The sequence below is a fragment of the Oleidesulfovibrio sp. genome (assembly GCF_047973035.1).
Classification (GTDB): Bacteria; Desulfobacterota; Desulfovibrionia; order Desulfovibrionales; family Desulfovibrionaceae; genus Oleidesulfovibrio.
Genome location: NZ_JBKEBF010000014.1, coordinates 37,100 through 59,296, shown reverse-complemented (window position 1 = coordinate 59,296; position 22,197 = coordinate 37,100). Strand labels below are relative to the sequence as shown.

Sequence of the window (22,197 nt, the reverse complement as noted above, 5' to 3'; positions counted from 1 at the left end):
TGCGCGCTTCTTCTCTCCGTAAAAAACTTGCCGCCGATACTTTGGCGCAAACACTACGTGGTATTTGCAGTTCCATTTTGTGTGGGCTAAACTCTTAGTGTCACCCATTGTGGCCTCCTTTTGATTTGCCACCTGCAGTTGCCAGACCGCAGGGATTAGTTAGCAAATCAAAAGGAGTTTTACTAATATCTCTATAGCTTTAAGCTTTACGGAACCCCCCGCCTAGCGGGGGGTTTTCTGCATACAAAAAAGGCCGCCCTTTCGGGCGGCCTTTACGTATACAGCGTAAGTAGCCTTATTTTTTCAGCCAAGGCATCATGGAGCGCAGCTTTGCGCCCACTTCCTCAATGGGATGCTCGGCTTCGATGCGACGACGGGCCGTAAAGGTGGGGTAATTTGCTTTGCACTCCAGAATGAAGTCGCGAGCAAAGCGGCCTTCCTGAATGTCCTTCAGAACAGCCTTCATTTCCTTTTTGGTCTCTTCCGTCACAACACGGCGGCCGGTCACATAGTCACCGTATTCCGCAGTATCACTGATAGAATGACGCATCTTGGCAAGACCACCTTCATAGATCAGATCCACGATGAGCTTGGTCTCGTGCAGGCATTCAAAGTAGGCGATTTCAGGCTGGTAGCCTGCTTCCACCAACGTTTCAAAGCCTGCCTGAATCAGAGCGCTGATACCACCGCAAAGTACTGCCTGCTCGCCGAAAAGGTCGGTTTCGGTCTCTTCGCGGAAGGTAGTTTCAATAACGCCGGAACGTGTTCCGCCAACGCCCATTGCATAAGCCAGAGCCTTCTCCATTGCCTTGCCGGATGCATCTTGGTGGATAGCAACCAGGCAGGGAACGCCGCCACCTTCGGTGTAGGTGCGGCGAACAAGATGACCGGGGCCTTTGGGGGCAATCATGAACACGTCAACGTCTTTGGGCGGTACAATCTGGTTGAAGTGGATATTAAAGCCATGAGCGAACACCAGTGACTTACCGGCGCTCAGGTTAGGCTTGATATCGTTTTCGTACACAGATGCCTGATACTGGTCGGGGAGTAGAATCATGATCAGGTCGGCCTGGGCGGCAGCCTCAGCGGCGCTAAGGGGCTGGAAGCCATGTTCCTTGGCCAGCTCGTAGTTGGGGCCGCCGGGGCGCTGGCCGACGATCACGTTCACGCCGGAGTCACGCAGGTTCTGCGCATGCGCATGGCCCTGGCTGCCATAGCCGATGATGGCTACGGTCTTGCCCTTAAGCACTTCCAGGTTTGCATCCTGTTCATAATAAACCTTCATTTCTACTCCCTGCTGTAGCTTGTACAGCTCCCAATGGTTTCGGTTGTCTATAAAAAAACCCACCTGAGAGGCTTTTTAGCGCTCGTCAGGTGGGTTGCCTGAAAAATTTTCAACTAAACCTGTTCAGGTTGCATTGAGCGCTTCATAGCCACAGTTCCGGTTCTGGCTATTTCTTTAATGCCAAACTTGGTTAGTAGCTGAATGACAGCCTTAATTTTTCCATGGTCGCCGGTAGCTTCCAGCGTAAGATCATTAAGGCTCACATCAACCACCTTACAGCGGAAAATATCTGCAATGCGCAAAACTTCCGCCCTGCGCGTCTCTTCCGCGTTAACTTTTAAAATTACCATCTCCCGCTCTACGGCGGCTATGTCTTCAAAGTCAACAACTTTTATGACTGTAACCAATTTTCTGAGCTGTTTTACAATCTGCTCAATAATCTGGTCATCACCGATGGTTGATATCGTCATCAACGAGACTCCCTCTTCAAGAGTGGGAGCAACGTTAAGCGATTCGATGTTAAAGCCCCTGCCGCTGAAAAGTCCGGCAACGCGCGAGAGAACACCGGGTTCGTTTTCCACTAAAACGGAAAGTACATGACGCATGGGATTCTCCTACACAAGCAACATCTCGTCCAGAGCCGCACCGGCCGGAACCATGGGATACACATTTTCTTCGCGTTCAACGCGAACATCAATAATCGCTGTAGCCGGACTGAACAGAGCCTTACGTAACGTAGGCTCAAGGTCTGCCTGCGTGGTAATCCTGTACCCTTCTGCACCGTATGCTTCGGCCAGCTTCACAAAGTCAGGCTGGGCCTCCATACAGGTAGAACAGTAGTTGCGCTGGTAGAAAAGTTCCTGCCACTGACGAACCATACCAAGGTAACCGTTATTCAGAATAATAATCTTGACCGGCAGGTTGTTACATACTGCTGTGGCAAGCTCCTGAATGTTCATCTGGATGGAGCCGTCACCCGCAAAATCGATGACAAGACTCTGCGGAAACGCCATTTGCGCACCGATGGCAGCAGGAAATCCGTACCCCATGGTGCCAAGCCCGCCGGACGTCAGCAAAGTGCGCGGCTTGCGGTATTTGAAGAATTGAGCAGCCCACATCTGGTTCTGTCCCACTTCGGTGGAAACAATGCATTCGCCTTTGGTAAGCTCGAATACCGTTTCAACAACCTGCTGCGGCTTAATGCTGTCGGAAGTGATATAGGCAAGCGGATGGCTTTCAGACCATTCTTTCACCTGCGAAATCCAGCCGTTACTATCCGCAGCTGTCGCACCTTCTTCAAGGCGGGCCGCAATGATGTCTCTCAAACCGGAAAGTGCCATACGGCAATCACCGACAACAGGAACTTCCACTTCCACATTCTTGCGGATGGAAGTGGGATCAATGTCGATATGAATAATCTTCGCTCCGGCTGCAAATGCAGACAGCTTGCCGGTTACCCTGTCATCAAAACGGGCACCGGCGGCAATAAGCACGTCGCAGCTGTTCACGGCTTTGTTTGCGGCAAAGGTTCCGTGCATTCCCAGCATGCCCAGAAAAAGCGGGTCATCACCGGGAAATGAACCAAGCCCCATGAGGCTTGACGTAACCGGAATCTGCAGGGTCCGGGCAAGCCAGCCGAGCTCTTCGCTGGCATCAGAGCCAATCACACCGCCACCGGCAAACAACAACGGACGCTTGGCAGACATGATAAGGTCCACCGCACGGCGAAGCTGATTCAAATTCGGCTTATACGTAGGATTATAGCTGCGCAGCTTCACTTCCTCGGGAATGACGCACTCTGCGCGGCTGATCATAATGTCCTTGGGCAAGTCAACAAGAACGGGGCCCGGCCTGCCGGAGCGGGCAAGATAAAAGGCCTCGCGGATAATACGCGGCAAGTCGCACAAATCTTTAACAAGATAGTTATGCTTTGTGCACGGACGCGTAATACCCACAATGTCCACTTCCTGAAAGGCATCGTTGCCAATTAGCGCACGCGGAACCTGACCGGTTAGCACGACCATGGGAATGGAATCACAGTACGCCGTGGCAATTCCCGTTACCGTATTGGTTGCACCCGGGCCTGACGTAACCAGACAGACGCCGACGCGACCGGAAGCACGGGCATATCCATCCGCGGCATGTACTGCGGCCTGTTCATGCCGGACAAGTACATGGCGGATGTCATGTTTAGGAAGTTCATCGTAAATATCAATGACGGCCCCGCCGGGGTAACCGAACATGACATCAACGCCTTCCTTTTTAAGACACTCCAACAGGATGCGGGCCCCGCTCGACTCCATTTATTGCTCCTTAGTGCGGTAACCTTCGAGGATCGTCAACAACCTCGTTTTACCATCAAGCTTCTGCTTTTTCAGTTCTTTTACGTGTTTGTCTTCATTGGGTGTGAGATAAGGTTTGCTCTCCAGCTTTTCCAGCTGTTTTTCAAAGAGAATGTGCTCTTCCCACAAGGCTTTGAGTTCAGGATTTCGGGACGACAATTGTTCCAACAGTTCAAGGTCTCGTGTTTCCATGGAACTCACTCCTTTGGCTATGTTGGTTGCAGCTAGTGCCGTATTGCGGAACACCCGTAAACGGCAGCATATCCCTTTCTATCAACAAAGTGCTTTGTCACCGGTGCTACCGGCAGGCAGACGAGGCAAGCCGGTTATGGCCGGTTCGTGCAGTCTTGTTGTCAACGGCAGGTGCGTTTGCTCTTCTGTGCACCTTTCCCGTTATTTCCTGTTTCTCTTACTGATTGCTCCGTGCTTGCCATACGGCAACTAACCGCAGCTACACGGACAATCCGGCAAGAAATTATTCCCCCTCGGCAGAGCGTTCCTGCATTGGTGCAGGGGCTGCCGCCACCTTTTGTTCCTCATAAGACATTTCAAGCAGTTGCATGTGTGCATCAATTACAGAACGCACTTTCATTTCAAACTGCGCTCGCAGTTTTTTGGCTTCAAGAATATCTTCCTGCAGCCTTGCAAGCCGTATATGACCTTGATTAACCAGACTTTCCGCCTTTGCGTGAGCAGCATCAATAATCAACTGCGCTTCACGCTGGGCGTTGGTTTTCATATCTTCAGTCATGCGTTGCGTAGCAATCAACGTATCACGCAAAGCGGCTTCCCTTTCGCGAAACTCCGTCAGGCGGGCTTCAAGATCAGCCACACGCGCCTCAAGGCGCGATTTGTCTTCTCCCAGCCTGCCGATGGTGTCTGCCATGTCCTGCATGTAGCGGTCCACCTCAGCAGGGTCATACCCCCGCATTTTTTTGGAAAACCCCTGATTCAGGATATCTATGCGACTGACAGCCATGGTACAGACACTCCTACATGCTCATGGCGAGCATTGCCAATGAACGGATTACAAATCCGCGGACAAATTCGATAGCAAGCAACAACACAACAGGCGACAGGTCTATGCCGCTGAGGTATACAAAAGGCAACCACTTACGGATTCTGTACAGAACAGGCTCGGTAAGTCCGCGGATAATTCGAACAACGGGATTATAGGGGTCGGGATTGACCCAGGAAAGCACTGCTGCCACTATGATGACCCAGAAATACAAGCTGAGAACTGAATCCAGTATCTTGGCAACAGTAGTTATAAAATTTACGGCAAGTACTTCCATGTATCCTCCTGAAAGGGGTTCTTGCCGGGTAAGAATCCACCCTTAGGGATATAATTCCACTTCCCGGCGATCAGAATCAAGTAAAAAATAACATCTTTGCTAAAAAAGCGTAGAATGAGCGCGATCGCTCGCTATCATGGAAAAATATTCCACGAAGCTGGCGCGCATATCCCAGAAATCCAAAATATGCCGCTCTGCCTGAAGCGATTCATTACGAAACGCCCAGAACGAAACACCTGCATTACGCGAAGCAAGACTGTCGAGCAGCGAGTCGCCTATAAAAACAACATCACTTTTTTCACATCCCCAAGATTCCAAAACCTTATTCACACCTTCTGGGCTGGGCTTTGCCGCCGCACGCGAGGCTGTCATCACAGGGCTGAAAAAAGAGCTCATATCAAAGATATCAAGCACGTAATCCATACTATTCGTACGGTTGGTGTGCACCGCCATACGGACACCATGATTCCGAAGCAGGGTAAGAAACTCCATCAGCCCCGATTCCGGCACCAGCGTCGGCACAATCTCCTTCAGGTAGTTCACCTGTTTTCTTGCAGCAGGCACTTTATGCGACAAAGCAGGCGGCACAATATGGTTCAACGACTCATCAACAGTGTGCATGTGCACGTAATCTTCCTGCGACGGAGTCATGGGCTTTTGCCCTAAACGCTCAAGAATCAGATTGTAGTACCGGATATTTGCAAGGCGGGAATCAAACATGACCCCGTCACAATCAAAAACAACCCCATGCAGACCTTCCGGAAAACGGTCAGCCAGATACTGTGCGGTCAGATACACTAAACGCTCCTGCAGCAACGCTGCATCAGATTAATTATTCTACAACTTTGCTGCAGAACCAGCAGCAGAAAAAACAACCGTGAACTCGTATTGATGCCATTCCCGTCCGGCTGCAGGCGCATTGTTGCCTAAAATACGCCACAAGGGAGCTTGCACGGTCATCAGCTCACCCTTGCCAGCCAGCGCGGTCTCATCCCATGCGGGGCACAGCGCAGCGGCCTTTTCAGCATTCAGCGGTGCTGCCTCGGGCAGTTCCGCCAGCGTTTCAGACATTGAGGTGTCTTCAGTGACTAAAATAGTACCGCTTCGCAAAAAAACACCCATATTATCCAAAATAACCCGCCACGAAAGCTGCATCATATCTGCGCCGCTTCCGCGCAACTCTGCCGGCATATCAACAAGCCCGGGCAAATCTTTCAGGTCGTCGTCAGCCTCCACTCCAAGGACATCGCTCATGGAAGCAAGAGTTTTTTCATAACGTGCCTGCAGCGAATCCAGTTCATTCACGCTTTCTTCCAGCGAATACGCAAGCAAAAGAGTCTTCTGGGCTTCAATGCGCAGGTCCTTTTTTACAGGCACTGCAGACTCGGCGGCTTCAAAAGCACCACCTTCCGCCTGAATGAAAGCTGTAAGGTCAGCCAGCTCGTTGTGATTGCGATCCCTGCCGCCTTCACTTTGGTCCGAGTTCAAAGCAAACATCACAAGGTCACGTGAACTGCCGAAATTTTGCGCCATGACAGCAAGTTCATGCAGACAGCCCTTAGCCGCAGCCCCCTGTAACGGCAGATCTTCCGGCGTAAACAGCTCTGCACCGGTACTGGCCGCAGCAGAAAGCCCCGGATTGAAATACTTCACTGCGGGAAGAGAAAGCACGCCGGTACCGGATGACGGATGAAGATGCGGAACGGCAAGCACAACTACCGTACATTCAACTGTTTTTTCAGCCACTATAAGTACCCTCGTAATTCAAGATAACTATTCGTCACCGACGGCGGCAGCCGTCCGGAAGCGGAACTTTTTGCAGACGCCTTCACACATCGGTAACCGCAAAACGCACAGTTCCGACAACGCATGAGCACAATCGATTATTTCCATGGAAGCATCCCCCGAATCAGCACCACAATTACGGCATCCCCCGCAGCCACCGGCAGGCCGATAGTCTGAGCACAGACTACCTGCGGGAGGAAGATTGTCCATCAACTTATGGATGACATTAAAGGCCTGCTCATTTCCAAGAGTAAATCCGTCCGCGCGGGAAACAAGCTCTTCATATGCGGCAACAATCCGCGCCACCTCTGCACAAAGATACTGTTCATGCAGTCCGGGGTTCAAATCTTCTTCATAAAGGCAGTGGCCTGCGATATATAAGTCGCAAGCCACGCCGGGCATTCTGCTTACATTATCCACAGGCTTTACCCTTAAGCATGTACTTCGTAAGGCCACATATCCATGCCGCCATCAAGAACATACACATGCCCTGCTCCAAGCCCTGCCAGATAGCAGGCAACGCTCCATGCGTCGTTGGAGTTCTGGCTGACAATGACCAGCGGGGTGAAGCGTGGTACTTCATCTTGCAGGCGCTCTTTCAGCTGCGGCAGCGGGATATTGTGTGCACCTTCAAGGTGACCTTTTTTCCACACGGGCTGAGCACGCAGGTCAAGGGTGAAAAACTCTGCCCCTGCACTGCGGGAAGCGACAAGTTCTTCTGGACTGATGCCGTAGACCTTGCCCTGAAGCTTGTTGGTCACAATGCATGCGGCAGTATTAAGAATGCGGCCTGTTTCGCCGGGTAAATCGAGTGCTGCAAGCGCATCAACGCTGAGATTACCCGCAATGGCAAGTGCGCCGGCAGTTACAAAACCGTCAGACCAGCCGGAGCAGCTGCCCGCTACAGCCTGAACCCCAAGCACTCTGCTGGACGCTTTTTCTACCACCAGCTTAACAGCTACGCCGGAGTTCTCCTCAACGCCTTCAGGCTTACTGAACAACATGGCGAACTCTGCGTCAATATCCGCCGCGGCAGCTTCGGACAAACACATGCCAGCCTTGAATACCTTTCCCCCGGGGAAAGCCTGCACTACAGGAGTCAACATGGCCTCGGCCTGAACTTGCATACCTGCCAGAGTATCCGCGACGCGCCGTGCCATGGCAAAAGCCGTTTCCTGACCTGCCACTGAGGGCATAAGGCTTTTAAAGGGGCGCTTAACCGAAACAGCACTGCCTATGGCATACACGTCCGGAATACCGGTCATATAATTTTCATCGACAGCCAGCAGGCCATCTTCTGCAAGATCAATACCATCGTTGGCAAGCAGGGGGTGCACTGCCCTTTGCGGGTCTGCCCAGAAAAACAGATCACCCGAAACACTGCGGCCGTCCGGGGAATCGACAGAACCGAGCAAGCCATCCTGATCAGCCACCGTGGCAAGCTGTTCCAGCCGGTAGTCACTCCAGTCTGTCATTTGCAATTTATCCCCGCCGTGTTCAGCCGCCAGCCTGTCCACATGGAACCACATGTCGGCGTCAAGCAACGGAGCTTCCGCAGCAGCAGTACGGACCCACCGCACAGAAATATTGCAAGCCAGCAACAGACCGGCAAGTTCCATTGCCTGCCTGCCGCCGCCGACAACCACACACTGCGCAGGCTTGAGATCTTCCAGAATGCCGTCCAGAGCGGCCACATCGCCCACAGGCCACGGCACAACATTCGCGCTGCGTCGCAAAGCACGAGGCACACGAGGCACTGCGTCTATTTCCAGCACCAGCTGGTCAAAACGCATAGGCAGCCAACCGCGTTGCGAGCTGACCTGCACTTCGCGCTTTTCAAAATCAAAATCCAGCTCAGCTGTCTCCAACACTCCGACATCGCGTGTTTTCATCAGTTCCTGAGACGCCTTGCGGGACTTGGCATATCTGCCAAAAACACCTTTACTGTCCTTGCCCGTTACAGGCACGACCAGATTCACTTCCGCATTTTCTGTCATACGACGGACGCGCGCCGCCAGTTTGGCAGCTGCAAGCCCCCCCCCTACAATAACAATTCTGCGCATCGTATATGCTCCTTACAGACATTTGACAGCCACCGGTAAATCAATCTTTCCGTCATTAAGATTTACGTTAATTACTGCTGTTCATCCATCTGTTATTTTTTCAAAAAATGCCAGCTTAAATACATAGTAAGCCCCCATGCACCTTGACCTCAAAGGTCCAACGTGTGTATAGCGACTCCAATATCCCACGGAGGCATGCTATGTTCGGAATTGGAATTCCCGAGTTGCTGGTTATCTTTGTCCTCATTCTTCTGGTTTTCGGTGCCAAAAGGCTGCCGGAGATCGGAGGCGGACTGGGTCGCGCGATCAAAAACTTTAAAAAAGCGACGACCGAACCTGACGAAATCGACGTCACCCCTTCTTCCGAGAAGAAAACCAAAGACGAGTAACCATAAACTCGCCTGATGTGGCGCACCGATGAACAAAATCCCGAGACACATCAGTGCCTCGGGATTTTTTACCTTATACTTCGTCTCCGGAATCAAGTCGCCAGTTAAGCCCCCTGCCGCCAAGAGCCTCGTTCAATCTACGCTCAAGCGCTGAACGCGAAGCACCGCGGATCACCCAATGGGCAGAAACACCCGCAGCCTCCATATTCACTCCTGCCAGACTGGCGTCATCAATTTCCCTCTCCCATCCGGCAAGCTCTTTATCAAAGGTTTCCACTCCGTCGGGAGTAAACCAGCCGCTTACCTGCAGAACAAGTTCGTGTTCTGCGCCAGCTGCCCGTGAAGCAGCCATAAAATATCGTGCCCACAGCTGCCCCCACACTTCGTCCAGAGTTTTACCGGAAGCCGCGGCAACACGTCCCTGAGCACTCAACTGCCCTTTCCAGAGCTCTCCGGAGTTGTCCAGTGTGACAGCCACATCAGCAAATTGCTGCACACGGGTATTGTAAAGAGCCTGCAGCCTGCCCAGCTCTGCCCACACGTCCTGCGAACTGGAAAGGGTCAGGGTGTAACTGACAGGCTCATCAGCAAACCGCAGCATCCCCATAGAGCGAAGCGTATTTTTAAGAGCCCGACGGTTCACAGCAACATCAACGTTCATCAATGTTCCCGTCTCCGTCTTGCTGCTTCCCAGCTCCGTATAGCTTTGGACAAACAGCGAAGCCTTGGGGGTAAGGTTCTGCTGAAGCAGAACCTTACGGGCGTCTGTAAGCTCATTCTCGACCATTGCCAGAGCCTCGGCCCAGACAGCCTGCTCAAAAGCCTTTGTCCGGGCTTCATCAAGATTTGAAGGCATGGTTTCATCGCCTGATGCAGCACGGATATCACGATCGGCACTCCACAGGACTTCCACAGGGCGGGCCTGTGCAACGCCTGCAGACAATAGACCGGCAAGCAAAAAAGAAGTCAAAATACCTGAAGACACTTTACGTAAAGGGAAACGCATATTCACTTGTAACCTCAATATACTATCACAAAACCGAAAAACGGCACAAAAAACTGAAACAGTTGTTTCCATTCCAGCACAAAACATGACAACGGGCAAGAAGCGTAAGGCTCTACCGTGCGGAATGACTCTTATTAAGCCCGAAGTTGCGAAGCGTAGCGAGCACTTCCAATATCTCCAGTCCGGAAACAGTGGAGGCCGGATCAAAACATCCCTTACGCCGCAAAGGCAGGAGTTCGTTCTTCACAGCCAGCGCCACGGCGTTGAATATCATATCATCGCGGCGGACATCCGAAAATTCCAATCCGGCATCGAGATAACGCACCGCCAGAGAGGGATCACCGCTCATGCGTATGGCACAGTCTTCATACAGTAAGGCCAGATCAGCCCGGGTAAAGGGGGCATCCGGCAGAAAACGGCCAGCCGCTGCAGGCCTCAAACCCCGAAGCCTGTATGGCAGCACGGCCATTATGTTTGCTTCGGCAGCCTGCCCGCCGATGTCACGAGGCAATTCGTCTGCCACCGGCACAGAGTGGACTCCCGGCACCGCATATTCACCACCGGATAAAGCAAGGCTGTCATGCACGCCGGTTGCAGAAAGCAACTCTGTGACAACAAGAGTTGCTGCCTGTGCTCTGGTAATCTCTTTTTGTCCACCCAGACTCATACCTACGGGTGTTGTAACCAGCGAAACAAGTTTATCTATGATGGCCAATTTCTGACGCGCTTCGCGTTGCAGTTTCCGGTTTGCTCCGGCCAGAGCAGCCTCGTATGCTTTACGTGCGTCAACAGGCCTTCCGGCAAGCAAAAGAGCCTCACCGCGCCAGAACTGGGCGGCAGAACGAATCCCGCCTGCCTGTAGTATATTTTTAAAAACAGCTTCTGTTTTTACCAGCACGGTTTCCGCATCCAACAACCCCGCCTCTCCCATAGAGGCTACGGCTCTGAAGCACAGTGCTGCATCTTGTGTCCTTATAGATACTTCGGCACCTGTACAATATGACTCTGCGCGCTGAAACAACGCTTGCGCCGATCTTGTACTACTTGCCTCCAGCTCGCACAGCGACTTTGCAAGCAAGGCCGGTTTATAAAAAGGATCATCTGCAAGCACAGAGTCGTACTCTGCACAGGCTTCTGACCAGTTTTCGTCAGAAAGCAGCCTGAATGCAGCCGAGGAGCGAGCGTCCAACGAACCCACAGCTTCAGGGTGCGCAGAGGCACCTCCGGCCTTACATCCGGCAAGCCCGTAGAAAAGGCTCAGTGCCAGCAACAACGTTGCGGCATGCCTTACGTAACGATTATTGAATGAGTGTATCAACGTCACGTGCAAACAGTGTTATCAGTTTACAGGATCAAAAATCACAGCAACACGACACTGAGCCAGTGCCAGCCGCCCCGAAGCAGAAGCCAGAAAAGATGCAGAAGCTTCGTCTACCACAATATCAGTAACGGAGTTTTCAGCCAGCCCAACAGCTTTTACAACCAAAGGCGAGCCGCCTACCATGCTTTGGACCTGCTCTGCATCAGGAGAAGCCGCGTAGAGAGCAAGGCCGTGAGAAAACACGTTACCCCGCATAGTCTGCTTCAGGCTATACACAATCCTGCCGTCTGATGAAAGCACCCGCGGAAGCACTGCCGGAGTAACGCCCGTCCCTCTTGCATCAATAATCACTCCCGTGACACGCAGTCCGGCAGCTTCATTGTCATGGGCTTCTCTTGCAGCCGGTTCTGCAGGAGTAAAAGGAAGAGCGGCAGGTAAAAGCTGTTCCAATACTCCATCACCAAAGGCAAGTGTTACATACACATCGACACTGCCGTCTGGAAAAACTTTTCGGCCTGCAATTTTAGAATTTTGAATAAGGCCGGACACCTGCTTCATCATAGCAGGCGTTCTGTCAAGAATTTCTGAGGCCCGCTCAGAACCTGAAATCTGAATATTACGAACAGTATCCAGAAGGTTGCGACGCGCTTCCAGCGTTGCAGCCCTGACAGCCATAGCCTGAGCCTGAGGCATGCTGAGCGCTCCGGCAGGAGGAACGCCTGTTCCTTTGGCAAGAATAATCCCGTCATCCCATTGTATTGTCCCGTTCGCCCCTGCCAGAACAAAACTAACGTCATCATCAGAAGCGAGCACTACTGCACCACAACCCAACAGACACACGCAGGCAATGCACAGAACAGCGACAATACGATTCATACCTCTGCTCCTCAGATCAAAAAACAGCTGGCGGCTATCAGACAATCAGGTTGTCAGGGCCGGATGGCGTTCACAGCTTCTTCCAGATGATCAATCCAGATATTAACAAAGCCGCCGTATTCGACAGTACCTTTCAGTACGGGGATACATTCAATGCCGGCCTGTTCAATACGTGAACGCCATGAATCAGGCTGGTTACCTGCCATATCGCGCATAGCATGCCTTCCCACAACAGAAAGCAACGGTAACAGATAAGCCCGCTGTGCTCCGGCGTTAACCAGAGCAGGCAGTACGTCATCAATGGTGTGGCTGCCGTCCATCGTGCCTATATATACATCAGGGTCAATTCCCCGCACGGCGGCAGAAAGGTCTTCGTAGCGGCTGTCACCGGTATGCCATGTGCCGTGCCCCATAAACACCACTACATCTCCGACCTGACGTTCCTGTGGCAGATTATCAACTAGCGCCGCAGCCGCACGCTGAACATCGCCTTCATGATGCAGAAGGGGCTTCCCAACTGCAACATTCTGAAATCGCGACAGATTGGGCATAAAACCGTTTCCCGCGGCCTCTTCTTGACCGGAGGCCACACACTCCGGCCCTTGAAGCATGTTCTGCGCATCAAGGCACAAGTCGTCGTACTCCGCGCCGGGAATAATATGCAGCGACTGTATTGCCACGTGTGTAAATTTTTCAAAACACATTTTCTGCAACGCCTTGGTTACAGAATCAGTTTTCATCCGCCTTGCGGCCAGACGATCACGAATAAGCTCAGAGGTAAAAGCCCAGCGCACCGGCATATCCGGAAAACGCTGACGGACCCTTTCGTCAAATAAGCGTAACGTATGATGAGCCTGTTGATTGCTGGCTCCGAAGGCGGCCAGAAGGATACCGAATTTCATATTAGCAAACCACCCTAGTCAGCATAACCACCAGATAAAAAACAGCAGGTAAAAAAAGCATGGGGATGGTAACGACTGCCTTTAAGCCTTGGCAAGCCTTTTCGTAGCGCTGCCCCATATCCCGAAACGGACTCTGACAAATGTTCCGAACTTTTGCAGCCCTTTTTCGATTTGACCCCATACGGGCCGTGCATGTATGAAAGAAAAGTTAAACCAAGTGAGGGAGACTGAATGCGACTTCTTATTACCGGAGGCTGCGGCTTTATAGGTACCAACTTTATCCGGTACCAGATTGCCAACCATCCGCAGACTACCGTTCTGAACCTCGATAAATTAACCTACGCAGGCAACCTGCTGAACCTTGCGGACATCGAAAAAGAACACGGCGGCACCCGCTACTTTTTTGAAAAGGCAGACATTGCTGATGCTACGGCAGTTCAGAGCATTCTGAAAAAATTCTCCCCTGATGCCATTATTAACTTTGCAGCAGAATCGCATGTTGACCGTTCGATTTCTGACCCTGCACCGTTTGTAACGACAAACGTTCTAGGCACGCAGGTACTGATGCAGGCAGCCCGTGATGCCGGTATCCCGCGTTTTGTACATATATCTACAGATGAAGTGTATGGTTCGCTTAAAGCTGACGAACCGGCTTTTACCGAACAGAACCCTCTTTTGCCTAACAGCCCTTACTCCGCATCAAAGGCCGGAGCGGACCTTATGGTGCGTGCGTTTGTTGAAACGTTTGGCTTTCCGGCAATTATTACGCGCTGCTCCAACAACTACGGGCCTTACCAGTTCCCTGAAAAGCTCATTCCGCTGATGATCAGCAAGGCGTGGGAAGAAGGCAACCTGCCCGTATACGGTGACGGCCTGAATATCCGCGACTGGATTCATGTGGAAGACCACTGCCACGGTATCGACCTTGCGCTGCGTACCGGTAAAGAAGGAGCCATCTACAACTTTGGCGGCAACGCGGAACGAAGCAATATTGACGTGGTAAAAGCCATTCTCAAACTTACCGGCAAGCCGGAGTCTCTCATAACATATGTCAAAGACCGTCCGGGGCATGACAAGCGTTACGCTATGGATTACTCGCTGGCACAACGTGAGCTCGGGTACACTCCGGCGCACAGTTTCGAGCAGGGCCTTGCTGATACGCTGAAATGGTACGAAAATAATAAAGAGTGGCTGGATAACGTGAAAAGCGGCGCCTACATGGAGTTCATGTCCCGCTGGTACGGAGAACGCTGATGACAACCGCACGTAAAGCACTAGTGCTTGGCGGACAATCCGGTCTGCTGGGACAGGCTCTTGTATCCGAACTGTCAAATGCAGGCTGGCAGGTAACCGCGCATGGCAGGCAAGATGCCGATGTCCTCGATTTTGCTGCACTGGAACGTTACATTGAGTCTGAAGCTCCCGATGTCGTATTCAACACCGTTGCTTACACACAGGTAGACAAGGCTGAGGACGAGCAGGATGCCGCAACGCGCCTGAATAAAGCTCTGCCCGCTGCTCTTGGCCGTATTGCCCTGAATCAGGGGCTGCATCTGGTGCACTACAGCACTGATTTTATATTCAGCGGACACAAAGAGTCGCCTTACACCGAAGAAGATCTGCCGGAACCACAAAGCGTTTACGGCTCTTCCAAGCTGGCCGGAGAACAGGCTCTGCTTTCGCTGCAACTGCCTAAGCTGACTATCATCCGTACTTCGTGGCTGTTCGGTCCGGGCAGAGGTAATTTTGTGCAGACCATTCTGGGTCTGTGCGGCTCCCGACCGGAGATTACCGTTGTACACGACCAGACCGGCTCCCCCACCTATACGCCGGACCTTGCCCATAACAGCAGGTTACTGATTGAAAAAGACGCAACAGGCATATTCCACATTGCCAACGGCGGTCAGGCAACCTGGTGTGAGCTGGCGGCCGAGGCAGTATCGCTGGCACAGCTTCCCTGTCAGGTACGCCCTATTCCTTCTTCAGGCTATCCGCAAAAGGCCAAAAGACCTGCGTTCTCGGTTCTTGATACAAGCCGCTTTACCGAATACACAGGAGTAAGGCCCAGACCTTGGATACAAGCGCTACGGGATTACATTTTCCAGCACATGTGTTCAACAGAGCGGCGCCCGGATTAGCCCCTGTGCACCATATAGAACGAAAGCAACAGACGAAAAAATGCCGGACATATCGAAGTGCCTGAGCCGGATTAGGGCCGCAACGGTACATCCTAAAAAAATTTCCGCCCTTCACGGCTTTACCCAATGCAAAGACAGGAGCTTGCGCGCCATGCAACCATCCGCTGTTTCAGGTTTTATCAAAAAAGTCGGAGCCGACGCCGTCAGGGTGACTCTGGACCTGTACAAGGTGATGATTCCCATCATCATTGCTGTAAAAATTCTGAGCGAACTTGACCTTATCGGCTACCTTGCACTGCCGCTTGAACCTTTCATGCATTTCACCGGTCTTCCCGCAGAGTTGGGGCTGGTATGGGCTACATCCATCGTAGTGAATATCTACAGCGGCATCATAGTCTTTGCAGCCATTTTTCCCGCACTTGAGCCTTTGACAGTCGCACAGGTTTCAGTCCTGTCCACCATGATTCTTGTTGCACATAACCTGCTTGTGGAATGCAAGATTGCACAACGGTGTGGATTAAGCTTTATGGGGCAATTTGCCCTGCGCATGGTGGCTGCACTTATTTTCGGCTGGATTCTGTATGTGACATTCGAGCTGACAGGTACACTGCAACAACCGGCACAACTTATGTGGCAACCGGATCAGGCCCCTGCCGACCTTACTGCATGGGCACTGGGTCAGGCCCGTAACTTATTTTATCTCTTCTGGGTTGTGCTGGGGTTGATGACCTTTATGCGCCTGTTGGATATACTTGGTATTTCACGCCGGCTGAACTCGCTGCTAAAGCCTGTCCTGCGCATGGTAGGCATCGGCGAAAGCGCAGCCACAATTACCGTTATCGGTCTGTCCATGGGCATTGCCTACGGCGGCGGGCTGATTATCCATGAAGCACGTTCCGGAAAAGTCCCTCAGAAAGATGTTTTTTCATCCGTGACTCTTATGGGCTTTTCGCATGCCCTGATTGAAGACACCCTGCTGATGATGCTGATCGGTGCGCATATGTCCGCAACCCTTTGGGGACGCCTGCTTCTTTCGCTGCTCACAGTCGCTCTGCTCATGCGTATTTACCCCCGCTTTGCCCCTGAGAAAGGTGCGGCAATTCCTCAGCCGCGGAAGGCACAATAGGCTTTGTAATGAATTCCACTGGTTCGCAATTATGGGTAAGCGCCGGAGAAATGTCCGGCGACATGCACGCAGCCAATCTGGTTCGTGCCATTCAGAAAAAAGCGCCACACGTCAGGTTTGCAGGTGTGGGTGGCCCCGACCTGCGCAAAACAGGATTTGAAGACGTTTTCAAGGTTGAAGACCTCTCCGTAATGGGTATCACAGAGGTTCTTTCGCACCTGCCCCGCATCCTCGGAATGCTAAAACGCATCAGGCAGGAGCTGGTTACAAGACGGCCTGATGCAGTCATTCTGGTAGATGCCCCGTCTTTTAACTTTCGTATTGCAAAATATGCCAAAGAGCTGGGCATTCCCGTCTATTATTACATCAGCCCGAAGATATGGGCGTGGCGAACCGGCAGGGTCAAGTTCATCCGCCGCTACGTAGACAAAGTCATTAGCATCCTGCCATTTGAAGTCGATTTTTACCGGCAGCACGGCATGGAGATAGACTACGTCGGCAACCCGCTGGTGGATATGGTGGACTGGGATGAAGTCGACGCCATTACACCGGGCCAGAAACGTATAGGTCTGCTTCCGGGAAGCCGCAGAAAAGAGATCACGTCATTAATGCCGCAGTTCGCCATTGCAGCAAAGCGTATGCAGGCAGCCCGTCCGGAACTGGAATTTCATTGTGTCCGCGCTCCGGGAGTTTCTGAAGAAAACCTGCGTGAATTATGGGCCACAGATGTGCCGCTCACAATCCATGCACCGGACAATCGTTACAAATTCATGCGCGAGTGCAACATGCTGCTGGCAGCATCCGGTACTGTCACGCTGGAGTCCGCGTTGCTGGGCACGCCGACACTAGTGGCTTATAAAGTTTCTCCGCTGTCTTTCGCCATCGGCAAGCGGCTTGTAAAAGTTAAGTTTGCAAGCCTGCCAAACCTTATAATGCAACGTGAAGTATTTCCCGAATTGTTGCAGCAAAACGCAGACGGAGACGTGCTGGCGGCCCGTGCGCTGGACTGGCTTGACAATCCGGACAAGCTGCACAGCGTGCGTGCAGACCTTGCAGTCATACGCTCTATGTTGGGGGCACCCGGTGCACCTTCCCGCGCTGCAGACATCATCCTGCAATCACTGGTATAAACAAATCCCCCGTAACGCGGTAGACGTTACGGGGGATTTTACATCGCCTTATGTGCCGGACTAATAACGCTGTTCCTGATGCCAACGCCAGGCTGTCTCAATAATCTTTTCCACGTCTGTATACTCAGGCTGCCAGCCAAGCTCAGTCTTTGCCCTGCCGGCATCTGCCACTAAAATGGCCGGATCGCCCGCTCTGCGGCCTTCCACAGCGTAAGGAATTTCTTTTCCGGTTACACGCATGGCGGCGTCCAGCACCTGCCGTACAGAAAAACCATTGCCATTGCCAAGATTAAACGCATGGGCGCCATTATGCAGTGTCAGATATTCAAGCGCGGCCAGATGAGCACTGCAAAGGTCAGTCACATGGATGTAATCTCGAACGCATGTACCATCCGCGGTGGGGTAATCATCACCAAAAACCTTCAGGCCTTCGTTCTTTTCCAAAGCGGCCAGCAGGACATTCGGAATAAGGTGCGTTTCGGGATTATGCGCCTCGCCGATGTCACCCGCTTCATCAGCCCCTGCCGCATTGAAATAGCGTAGCGACACAGAGCGCATATCATACGCAGCCGCATAGTCTCCCAGCATGTGTTCCACCATAAGTTTGGAACGTCCATAAGGATTAACCGGTGCACGCGGATGATCTTCTCGGATAGTCTCCGTTACCGGATTTCCGTAAACTGCAGCGGTGCTGGAAAAAACCAGCTTCAGCACGCCGCATTCACGCATGGCCTCCAGCAGGTTGGCTGTACCGGTAACGTTGTTGGTATAGTAGATGGCAGGATCAACAACTGATTCGCCCACCAGACTTTTTGCTGAGAAATGCATGACAGCGTCAAAGCAATATTCACCGAAGACCCGCCGTACCACCTGAATGTCCAGCAAGTCGCCTCGGATAAAATCAACATCACCGATAGAGTCAATGTGTCCTGTAGACAAGTTGTCAAAGACAACAGGCTGATGACCGGCCTTGATCAGAGCACGCACCATATGTGACCCTATGTATCCTGCCCCGCCGCAAACCAGAACCTTTTGAGGCTGCATAACCATCTATCTCCTGTTGTACTGTTCCTAGCGCCGGCAGCGCCGTATCAGCTTGGCCTGTACACGTTGCCCACGCCGCTCAGATCGGCTATTCTGTGAACACAAATGCAACGTGTGCGGCCTATTATGTGTTAATTTCTGTGCACAATAGCATTGTTCGTTACGGTCTTTCAACTCATCAAAAGCGTTTAGCACCACGGTACATCATGCGAAAACTCACCGCCCCCCGAAACTACGGCTGCTATGGCAGGCTGCCCGCTTTGCTCTTGTGTGTTGCTGCATGTCTGGCAAGTTTTACGGCTTCGCCGATCCTGACACAGGCAACAGCGGCTGATTTCAAAGCCATGCAGGATGCTGTCATCGACACCGGCATCCAGTATGACAACATTCCCTCACTGGTTAAACCATCGTATGTATCCGTAGCAGATGCTTCGCTCAGCTTGGATTACAATGAACCTGTTTTTGTGCTGCAACTCCCTCAGGGAGTCCGCATTTATCCGCAATATCTTATGGTCTGGCACGAGGCGGTTAACGAGGTGACGTCAGACGGCACCCCCGTTCTTCTGACCTACAGCCCGCTAACAGGTGCTGTTGCGGCATATGGTGCAAAGGCAGGACGCTTTGAGACGACATTCGGAGTGACCGGCAAATTATTAAATGCGAACACAATCCTTTATGACAGAGCGACAAACAGCATGTGGCCGCAGATTCTGGGAACCGCCATTGAAGGGCCGCTGGAAGGCGCATCGCTTACACGCCTGCCCGTACTGTGGACAACATGGCAAAAGGCGGCAAAGCGCTGGCCCGACGCGTTGGTGCTGTCCCGCTCAACCGGCTACAACCGTTCATACGGCAAAGACCCGTACGGCTCATACAGGTCTACAGACAGCTATTATCAAAACAGTGCCATCACGTTTCCGGTGATGCACACTGACAGCCGCTTTGCTCCTAAAGAACCTATGTTGGGACTTACTCTTGAAGGCTCACAAATTGCCATTCAAAAGGCCGAAGTAAAACTTCAGGGAGCAATCAACTTTACTTTGGGAACAACGCCGATGGTGGCGTTGTATGATCGGCAGCTTGATGCGGTTCGGGTTTTTTCCAGAGTAGTAAACGAGAAAACCGTATCGTTTTTTATGCGTGACCGGACACCTGTTGACAGAGAAAGCCAGTCAGAATGGACCGCCGAGGGGAAATGTGAATTCGGCATGTTGCGGGAGTATCAGCTGAAACGCGAGCCCGCCATGGAAGTCATGTGGTTTGCATGGAAGGCGTTTTTTCCTGATACAGCAGTTATTCCGGTCGGAGAAAACGGATTTTAAGAGGGAGTGCTCTTCTTCTTTAACAACTTAAAAAAGAAGGCAAGGGGGCATTTCTTACCAAATCTGCTCTGATGACAACAGCTTTCGCACGTGAGTGTCTTCCTTATGCAGATGCCGGAGAAGCCGACCATGAGCCAGCTTTAAAAAGCACTTAACGGCAAAGCGATCCGGCCCCTTTGCCCGATGATATACAAACCGGCTGAGCATTGCAGCCCTGTCCAGTTCCTTTACAACTGGTGAAGCGATCATTTTCCGATACATTGAGTTGGCAACACCATTTTCACCGCAAACAGCCCTGCACGGTTCCGGCGCCTCCGCAATGCTACCCTTTACGACTGCCTGCCTGCGTACACTTTCCAGAGAATCAGTTTCCTGCACACCGTCCTTTATCGACTGTACCTTGATATACTTTTGCGCCTTCAAGATGGCCTTTGCGGCCAACAAGCCAGAAAGAATGGCGTAATATACCCCTTCGCCGAAAACGGAATCGGCAAAACCTGCAGCATCCCCGACAAGCATTGCTTTACCGTGGACAGGCGCACGCAGATGTCCGCCAAAAGGCAACGCTGCACCGGCAAATTCCGGATACGCTCCAACAACCTTTTGTTCCTGCAAAAACTGCCGCATCAGATGGCTCAGATTTTCGCCTTGCTGCATAATGCCGCCCATACCTGCAACTACATGGCTGCGGTTCGGAAATGCCCACGCATACCCTTGTTTCAGCCAGCCTAGGTGCACAGAAGGAAAAGCAGCAGCCTTCCATTGCCGGTGCGGTATGCGCACCTCAATTGTCCGGGCGGTAGTGCGCCGCATCACACGTCTGAATGCGCTGATATTCCGGCGCACTATACTATGTGCACCATCGGCACCAATCACATATTTTGCTTTCTGCTGCTGTCCGTTTGCACAACGCACTTCACCTGAAGCAGCATCAACATGATTTACACGCAGGTTATCAAGCACATGTACACCGGCTTTTTTTGCTCTTTCCAGCAAAAAAGCATCAAAGGCTGCACGCCTGATAAAAGTGAACGCCTGAGGATAACGGCCGGAAACAAGAAGCTTTGAACGGGAATAAATGCAGTAACGATGTGCTGTGGATTCATGCGCACCGCTTGCGATAATATCCTGAGAGGTAATTGAAAGGGATTGTTGTAAAAGGGAAAGAGTCTTAGCAGTTAGCAGCCCGCCGCACAGCTTAGCCCTTGGCACTTTGCAGGCTTCAATCAGCGTGACTGATAAGCCAGCCTGTGCCAGAGTAAAGGCAGCGGTAGCACCTGCGGGCCCCCCGCCTACCACAAGGGCATCACAATCCGTATTTACAATATCGGGCACCATGCTTCCCCGTTTCAAAAAACAGATTGAACACAATAGTTTCAACAGGATATCTAAAACTATATGGCATCACAAAATACAATGCAAGCAATTGCCTTTGACTTTGACGGAACACTTGCAGATTCGAAGATTGATTTTTCCCGAATGAGAGCAACGCTAAGATCCGTCATTGAAAAATACACAACACCCCCTTCTGATGAGGGAAAATACATTCTGGAATGGCTGGAACTAGCCAAAGCTCAACTGGCAGAGTCTGCACCGGAAAAAGTAGAACTTCTGCACCGCGACACAATGCAGGCGATTATTGATATTGAAGTAGAAGCCGCCCGAAACGGCAGCATGTTTGAAGGGGCGGTAGAAATGCTGACGAAATTAAAGTCGGCAGGCGTCTCGACCTATATCGTTACGAGAAACTGCAAAGAAGGCGTGCTGGCAATGCTGCCGGACGCAGAGACTTTGTGTACCGGCGTATTCACCAGAAACGATGTTTCCGCTGTAAAGCCGGACCCCAGACACCTGCTGCACGCCTTGCAGGTATGCGGGTGCGCGCCTGAACAGTCTCTTATGGTGGGCGACCATGTTATGGATATTGTGATGGGTAAAAATGCAGGAGCACTGACAGCAGGCATTACCACAGGAGAGTCGGATTACATGGCGCTATACAATGCCGGTGCAGATTATGTGGTGGACAGCCTTGCAGAACTTTACGCGGCTATTGAGCACACCCTGCCCGGAAAGAAATCCTGACCATCTGACCAGCAAAAAAATACCTGCATTGTGCCATAGATGCGTATTTTGTTATGCTTCGCTCCTCTTTTAAACATCATATAGCGCAACA

Annotated in this window: 24 protein-coding genes; 7 read left to right on the top strand and 17 right to left on the bottom strand. The window is 51.9% G+C overall.

What is annotated here, in order from left to right:
• The 11 genes from ACK5LI_RS04200 to ACK5LI_RS04150 form a co-directional block, all read right to left on the bottom strand.
• On the bottom strand, positions 1-108 hold a 108-nt coding region (locus tag ACK5LI_RS04200), incomplete at its 3' end, for a transposase (protein ID WP_416945781.1).
• Positions 109-295: 187 nt separating this feature from the next.
• A complete protein-coding gene (gene ilvC, locus ACK5LI_RS04195) occupies positions 296-1,285 on the bottom strand; it encodes a ketol-acid reductoisomerase (RefSeq protein ID WP_416946540.1) in 990 nt (329 codons plus the stop codon).
• Between the two features lie 113 nt (positions 1,286-1,398).
• Positions 1,399-1,890 (bottom strand): acetolactate synthase small subunit, encoded by a 492-nt coding sequence (gene ilvN, locus ACK5LI_RS04190; protein ID WP_416946538.1) that lies wholly within the window; start codon positions 1,888-1,890, stop codon positions 1,399-1,401.
• A gap of 9 nt (positions 1,891-1,899) precedes the next feature.
• The gene (ilvB, locus tag ACK5LI_RS04185; protein ID WP_416946536.1) at positions 1,900-3,588 is read right to left on the bottom strand and encodes a biosynthetic-type acetolactate synthase large subunit; all 1,689 of its coding nucleotides are present in this window, start codon (positions 3,586-3,588) and stop codon (positions 1,900-1,902) included.
• Positions 3,589-3,819, bottom strand: coding sequence for a DUF465 domain-containing protein (locus ACK5LI_RS04180; RefSeq protein ID WP_416946534.1), 231 nt, complete (start codon positions 3,817-3,819; stop codon positions 3,589-3,591).
• A 283-nt stretch (positions 3,820-4,102) separates the two neighbouring features.
• The gene (locus ACK5LI_RS04175) at positions 4,103-4,606 is read right to left on the bottom strand and encodes a DivIVA domain-containing protein (RefSeq protein WP_416946532.1); all 504 of its coding nucleotides are present in this window, start codon (positions 4,604-4,606) and stop codon (positions 4,103-4,105) included.
• Positions 4,607-4,619: 13 nt separating this feature from the next.
• Positions 4,620-4,922, bottom strand: a complete 303-nt coding sequence (locus tag ACK5LI_RS04170) for a YggT family protein (protein WP_416946530.1) — start codon at positions 4,920-4,922, stop codon at positions 4,620-4,622.
• 99 nt (positions 4,923-5,021) lie between these two features.
• Entirely contained in the window at positions 5,022-5,720 is a 699-nt protein-coding gene (locus ACK5LI_RS04165; protein ID WP_416946528.1) for an HAD family hydrolase, read from the bottom strand.
• 39 nt (positions 5,721-5,759) lie between these two features.
• A complete protein-coding gene (locus tag ACK5LI_RS04160) occupies positions 5,760-6,668 on the bottom strand; it encodes a hypothetical protein (RefSeq protein ID WP_416946526.1) in 909 nt (302 codons plus the stop codon).
• 27 nt (positions 6,669-6,695) lie between these two features.
• Positions 6,696-7,127, bottom strand: coding sequence for a hypothetical protein (locus ACK5LI_RS04155; RefSeq protein WP_416946524.1), 432 nt, complete (start codon positions 7,125-7,127; stop codon positions 6,696-6,698).
• A gap of 11 nt (positions 7,128-7,138) precedes the next feature.
• Positions 7,139-8,770, bottom strand: coding sequence for an FAD-dependent oxidoreductase (locus ACK5LI_RS04150; RefSeq protein WP_416946522.1), 1,632 nt, complete (start codon positions 8,768-8,770; stop codon positions 7,139-7,141).
• A gap of 200 nt (positions 8,771-8,970) precedes the next feature.
• On the opposite strand from ACK5LI_RS04150, the gene ACK5LI_RS04145 reads away from it, so the two are divergent.
• Positions 8,971-9,159, top strand: a complete 189-nt coding sequence (locus ACK5LI_RS04145) for a twin-arginine translocase TatA/TatE family subunit (RefSeq protein WP_416946521.1) — start codon at positions 8,971-8,973, stop codon at positions 9,157-9,159.
• Between the two features lie 73 nt (positions 9,160-9,232).
• On the opposite strand, the gene ACK5LI_RS04140 is transcribed toward ACK5LI_RS04145, so the two are convergent.
• The 4 genes from ACK5LI_RS04140 to ACK5LI_RS04125 form a co-directional block, all read right to left on the bottom strand.
• On the bottom strand, positions 9,233-10,165 hold the full coding sequence (locus ACK5LI_RS04140) for a hypothetical protein (protein ID WP_416946519.1): 933 nt from the start codon (positions 10,163-10,165) through the stop codon (positions 9,233-9,235).
• A 112-nt stretch (positions 10,166-10,277) separates the two neighbouring features.
• Positions 10,278-11,489 (bottom strand): hypothetical protein, encoded by a 1,212-nt coding sequence (locus ACK5LI_RS04135; RefSeq protein WP_416946517.1) that lies wholly within the window; start codon positions 11,487-11,489, stop codon positions 10,278-10,280.
• 15 nt (positions 11,490-11,504) lie between these two features.
• Positions 11,505-12,362, bottom strand: coding sequence for a hypothetical protein (locus ACK5LI_RS04130; RefSeq protein WP_416946515.1), 858 nt, complete (start codon positions 12,360-12,362; stop codon positions 11,505-11,507).
• 53 nt (positions 12,363-12,415) lie between these two features.
• Positions 12,416-13,264, bottom strand: a complete 849-nt coding sequence (locus ACK5LI_RS04125; RefSeq protein ID WP_416946513.1) for a sirohydrochlorin cobaltochelatase — start codon at positions 13,262-13,264, stop codon at positions 12,416-12,418.
• A gap of 231 nt (positions 13,265-13,495) precedes the next feature.
• Between ACK5LI_RS04125 and rfbB the strand changes: the two genes are divergently transcribed.
• The 4 genes from rfbB to lpxB all read left to right on the top strand — a co-directional run bounded on the left by rfbB (position 13,496) and on the right by lpxB (position 17,658).
• Positions 13,496-14,518, top strand: coding sequence for a dTDP-glucose 4,6-dehydratase (rfbB, locus tag ACK5LI_RS04120; protein ID WP_416946511.1), 1,023 nt, complete (start codon positions 13,496-13,498; stop codon positions 14,516-14,518).
• A complete protein-coding gene (gene rfbD / locus ACK5LI_RS04115; protein ID WP_416946509.1) occupies positions 14,518-15,402 on the top strand; it encodes a dTDP-4-dehydrorhamnose reductase in 885 nt (294 codons plus the stop codon). The genes rfbB and rfbD overlap by 1 nt, the downstream gene beginning before the upstream one ends.
• 151 nt (positions 15,403-15,553) lie before the next feature.
• Positions 15,554-16,528 (top strand): hypothetical protein, encoded by a 975-nt coding sequence (locus tag ACK5LI_RS04110; RefSeq protein ID WP_416946507.1) that lies wholly within the window; start codon positions 15,554-15,556, stop codon positions 16,526-16,528.
• A gap of 8 nt (positions 16,529-16,536) precedes the next feature.
• Positions 16,537-17,658 (top strand): lipid-A-disaccharide synthase, encoded by a 1,122-nt coding sequence (gene lpxB, locus ACK5LI_RS04105; RefSeq protein WP_416946505.1) that lies wholly within the window; start codon positions 16,537-16,539, stop codon positions 17,656-17,658.
• 60 nt (positions 17,659-17,718) lie between these two features.
• Here lpxB and galE read toward each other — a convergent pair whose 3' ends face one another.
• Complete coding sequence (gene galE, locus ACK5LI_RS04100; RefSeq protein WP_416946503.1) at positions 17,719-18,702, bottom strand: UDP-glucose 4-epimerase GalE; 984 nt, start codon at positions 18,700-18,702, stop codon at positions 17,719-17,721.
• A 206-nt stretch (positions 18,703-18,908) separates the two neighbouring features.
• Here galE and ACK5LI_RS04095 point away from each other — a divergent pair, with 206 nt between their 5' ends.
• Complete coding sequence (locus ACK5LI_RS04095) at positions 18,909-20,024, top strand: DUF3179 domain-containing protein (RefSeq protein WP_416946501.1); 1,116 nt, start codon at positions 18,909-18,911, stop codon at positions 20,022-20,024.
• A 54-nt stretch (positions 20,025-20,078) separates the two neighbouring features.
• Here ACK5LI_RS04095 and ACK5LI_RS04090 read toward each other — a convergent pair whose 3' ends face one another.
• On the bottom strand, positions 20,079-21,362 hold the full coding sequence (locus tag ACK5LI_RS04090; protein ID WP_416946499.1) for an NAD(P)/FAD-dependent oxidoreductase: 1,284 nt from the start codon (positions 21,360-21,362) through the stop codon (positions 20,079-20,081).
• Between the two features lie 60 nt (positions 21,363-21,422).
• Between ACK5LI_RS04090 and ACK5LI_RS04085 the strand changes: the two genes are divergently transcribed.
• The gene (locus ACK5LI_RS04085) at positions 21,423-22,106 is read left to right on the top strand and encodes an HAD family hydrolase (RefSeq protein ID WP_416946497.1); all 684 of its coding nucleotides are present in this window, start codon (positions 21,423-21,425) and stop codon (positions 22,104-22,106) included.
• Positions 22,107-22,197 lie beyond the last annotated feature (91 nt).

What these genes read in the sequence shown, in the direction of transcription:
- ilvC (WP_416946540.1), bottom strand. Translation starts at nt 1,285, where the DNA reads ATGAAGGTTTATTATGAACAGGATGCAAACCTGGAAGTGCTTAAGGGC.
- ilvN (WP_416946538.1), bottom strand. Translation starts at nt 1,890, where the DNA reads ATGCGTCATGTACTTTCCGTTTTAGTGGAAAACGAACCCGGTGTTCTC.
- ilvB (WP_416946536.1), bottom strand. Translation starts at nt 3,588, where the DNA reads ATGGAGTCGAGCGGGGCCCGCATCCTGTTGGAGTGTCTTAAAAAGGAA.
- ACK5LI_RS04180 (WP_416946534.1), bottom strand. Translation starts at nt 3,819, where the DNA reads ATGGAAACACGAGACCTTGAACTGTTGGAACAATTGTCGTCCCGAAAT.
- ACK5LI_RS04175 (WP_416946532.1), bottom strand. Translation starts at nt 4,606, where the DNA reads ATGGCTGTCAGTCGCATAGATATCCTGAATCAGGGGTTTTCCAAAAAA.
- ACK5LI_RS04170 (WP_416946530.1), bottom strand. Translation starts at nt 4,922, where the DNA reads ATGGAAGTACTTGCCGTAAATTTTATAACTACTGTTGCCAAGATACTG.
- ACK5LI_RS04150 (WP_416946522.1), bottom strand. Translation starts at nt 8,770, where the DNA reads ATGCGCAGAATTGTTATTGTAGGGGGGGGGCTTGCAGCTGCCAAACTG.
- ACK5LI_RS04145 (WP_416946521.1), top strand. Translation starts at nt 8,971, where the DNA reads ATGTTCGGAATTGGAATTCCCGAGTTGCTGGTTATCTTTGTCCTCATT.
- ACK5LI_RS04140 (WP_416946519.1), bottom strand. Translation starts at nt 10,165, where the DNA reads ATGCGTTTCCCTTTACGTAAAGTGTCTTCAGGTATTTTGACTTCTTTT.
- ACK5LI_RS04130 (WP_416946515.1), bottom strand. Translation starts at nt 12,362, where the DNA reads ATGAATCGTATTGTCGCTGTTCTGTGCATTGCCTGCGTGTGTCTGTTG.
- ACK5LI_RS04125 (WP_416946513.1), bottom strand. Translation starts at nt 13,264, where the DNA reads ATGAAATTCGGTATCCTTCTGGCCGCCTTCGGAGCCAGCAATCAACAG.
- rfbB (WP_416946511.1), top strand. Translation starts at nt 13,496, where the DNA reads ATGCGACTTCTTATTACCGGAGGCTGCGGCTTTATAGGTACCAACTTT.
- rfbD (WP_416946509.1), top strand. Translation starts at nt 14,518, where the DNA reads ATGACAACCGCACGTAAAGCACTAGTGCTTGGCGGACAATCCGGTCTG.
- ACK5LI_RS04110 (WP_416946507.1), top strand. Translation starts at nt 15,554, where the DNA reads ATGCAACCATCCGCTGTTTCAGGTTTTATCAAAAAAGTCGGAGCCGAC.
- lpxB (WP_416946505.1), top strand. Translation starts at nt 16,537, where the DNA reads ATGAATTCCACTGGTTCGCAATTATGGGTAAGCGCCGGAGAAATGTCC.
- galE (WP_416946503.1), bottom strand. Translation starts at nt 18,702, where the DNA reads ATGCAGCCTCAAAAGGTTCTGGTTTGCGGCGGGGCAGGATACATAGGG.
- ACK5LI_RS04095 (WP_416946501.1), top strand. Translation starts at nt 18,909, where the DNA reads ATGCGAAAACTCACCGCCCCCCGAAACTACGGCTGCTATGGCAGGCTG.
- ACK5LI_RS04090 (WP_416946499.1), bottom strand. Translation starts at nt 21,362, where the DNA reads ATGGTGCCCGATATTGTAAATACGGATTGTGATGCCCTTGTGGTAGGC.
- ACK5LI_RS04085 (WP_416946497.1), top strand. Translation starts at nt 21,423, where the DNA reads ATGGCATCACAAAATACAATGCAAGCAATTGCCTTTGACTTTGACGGA.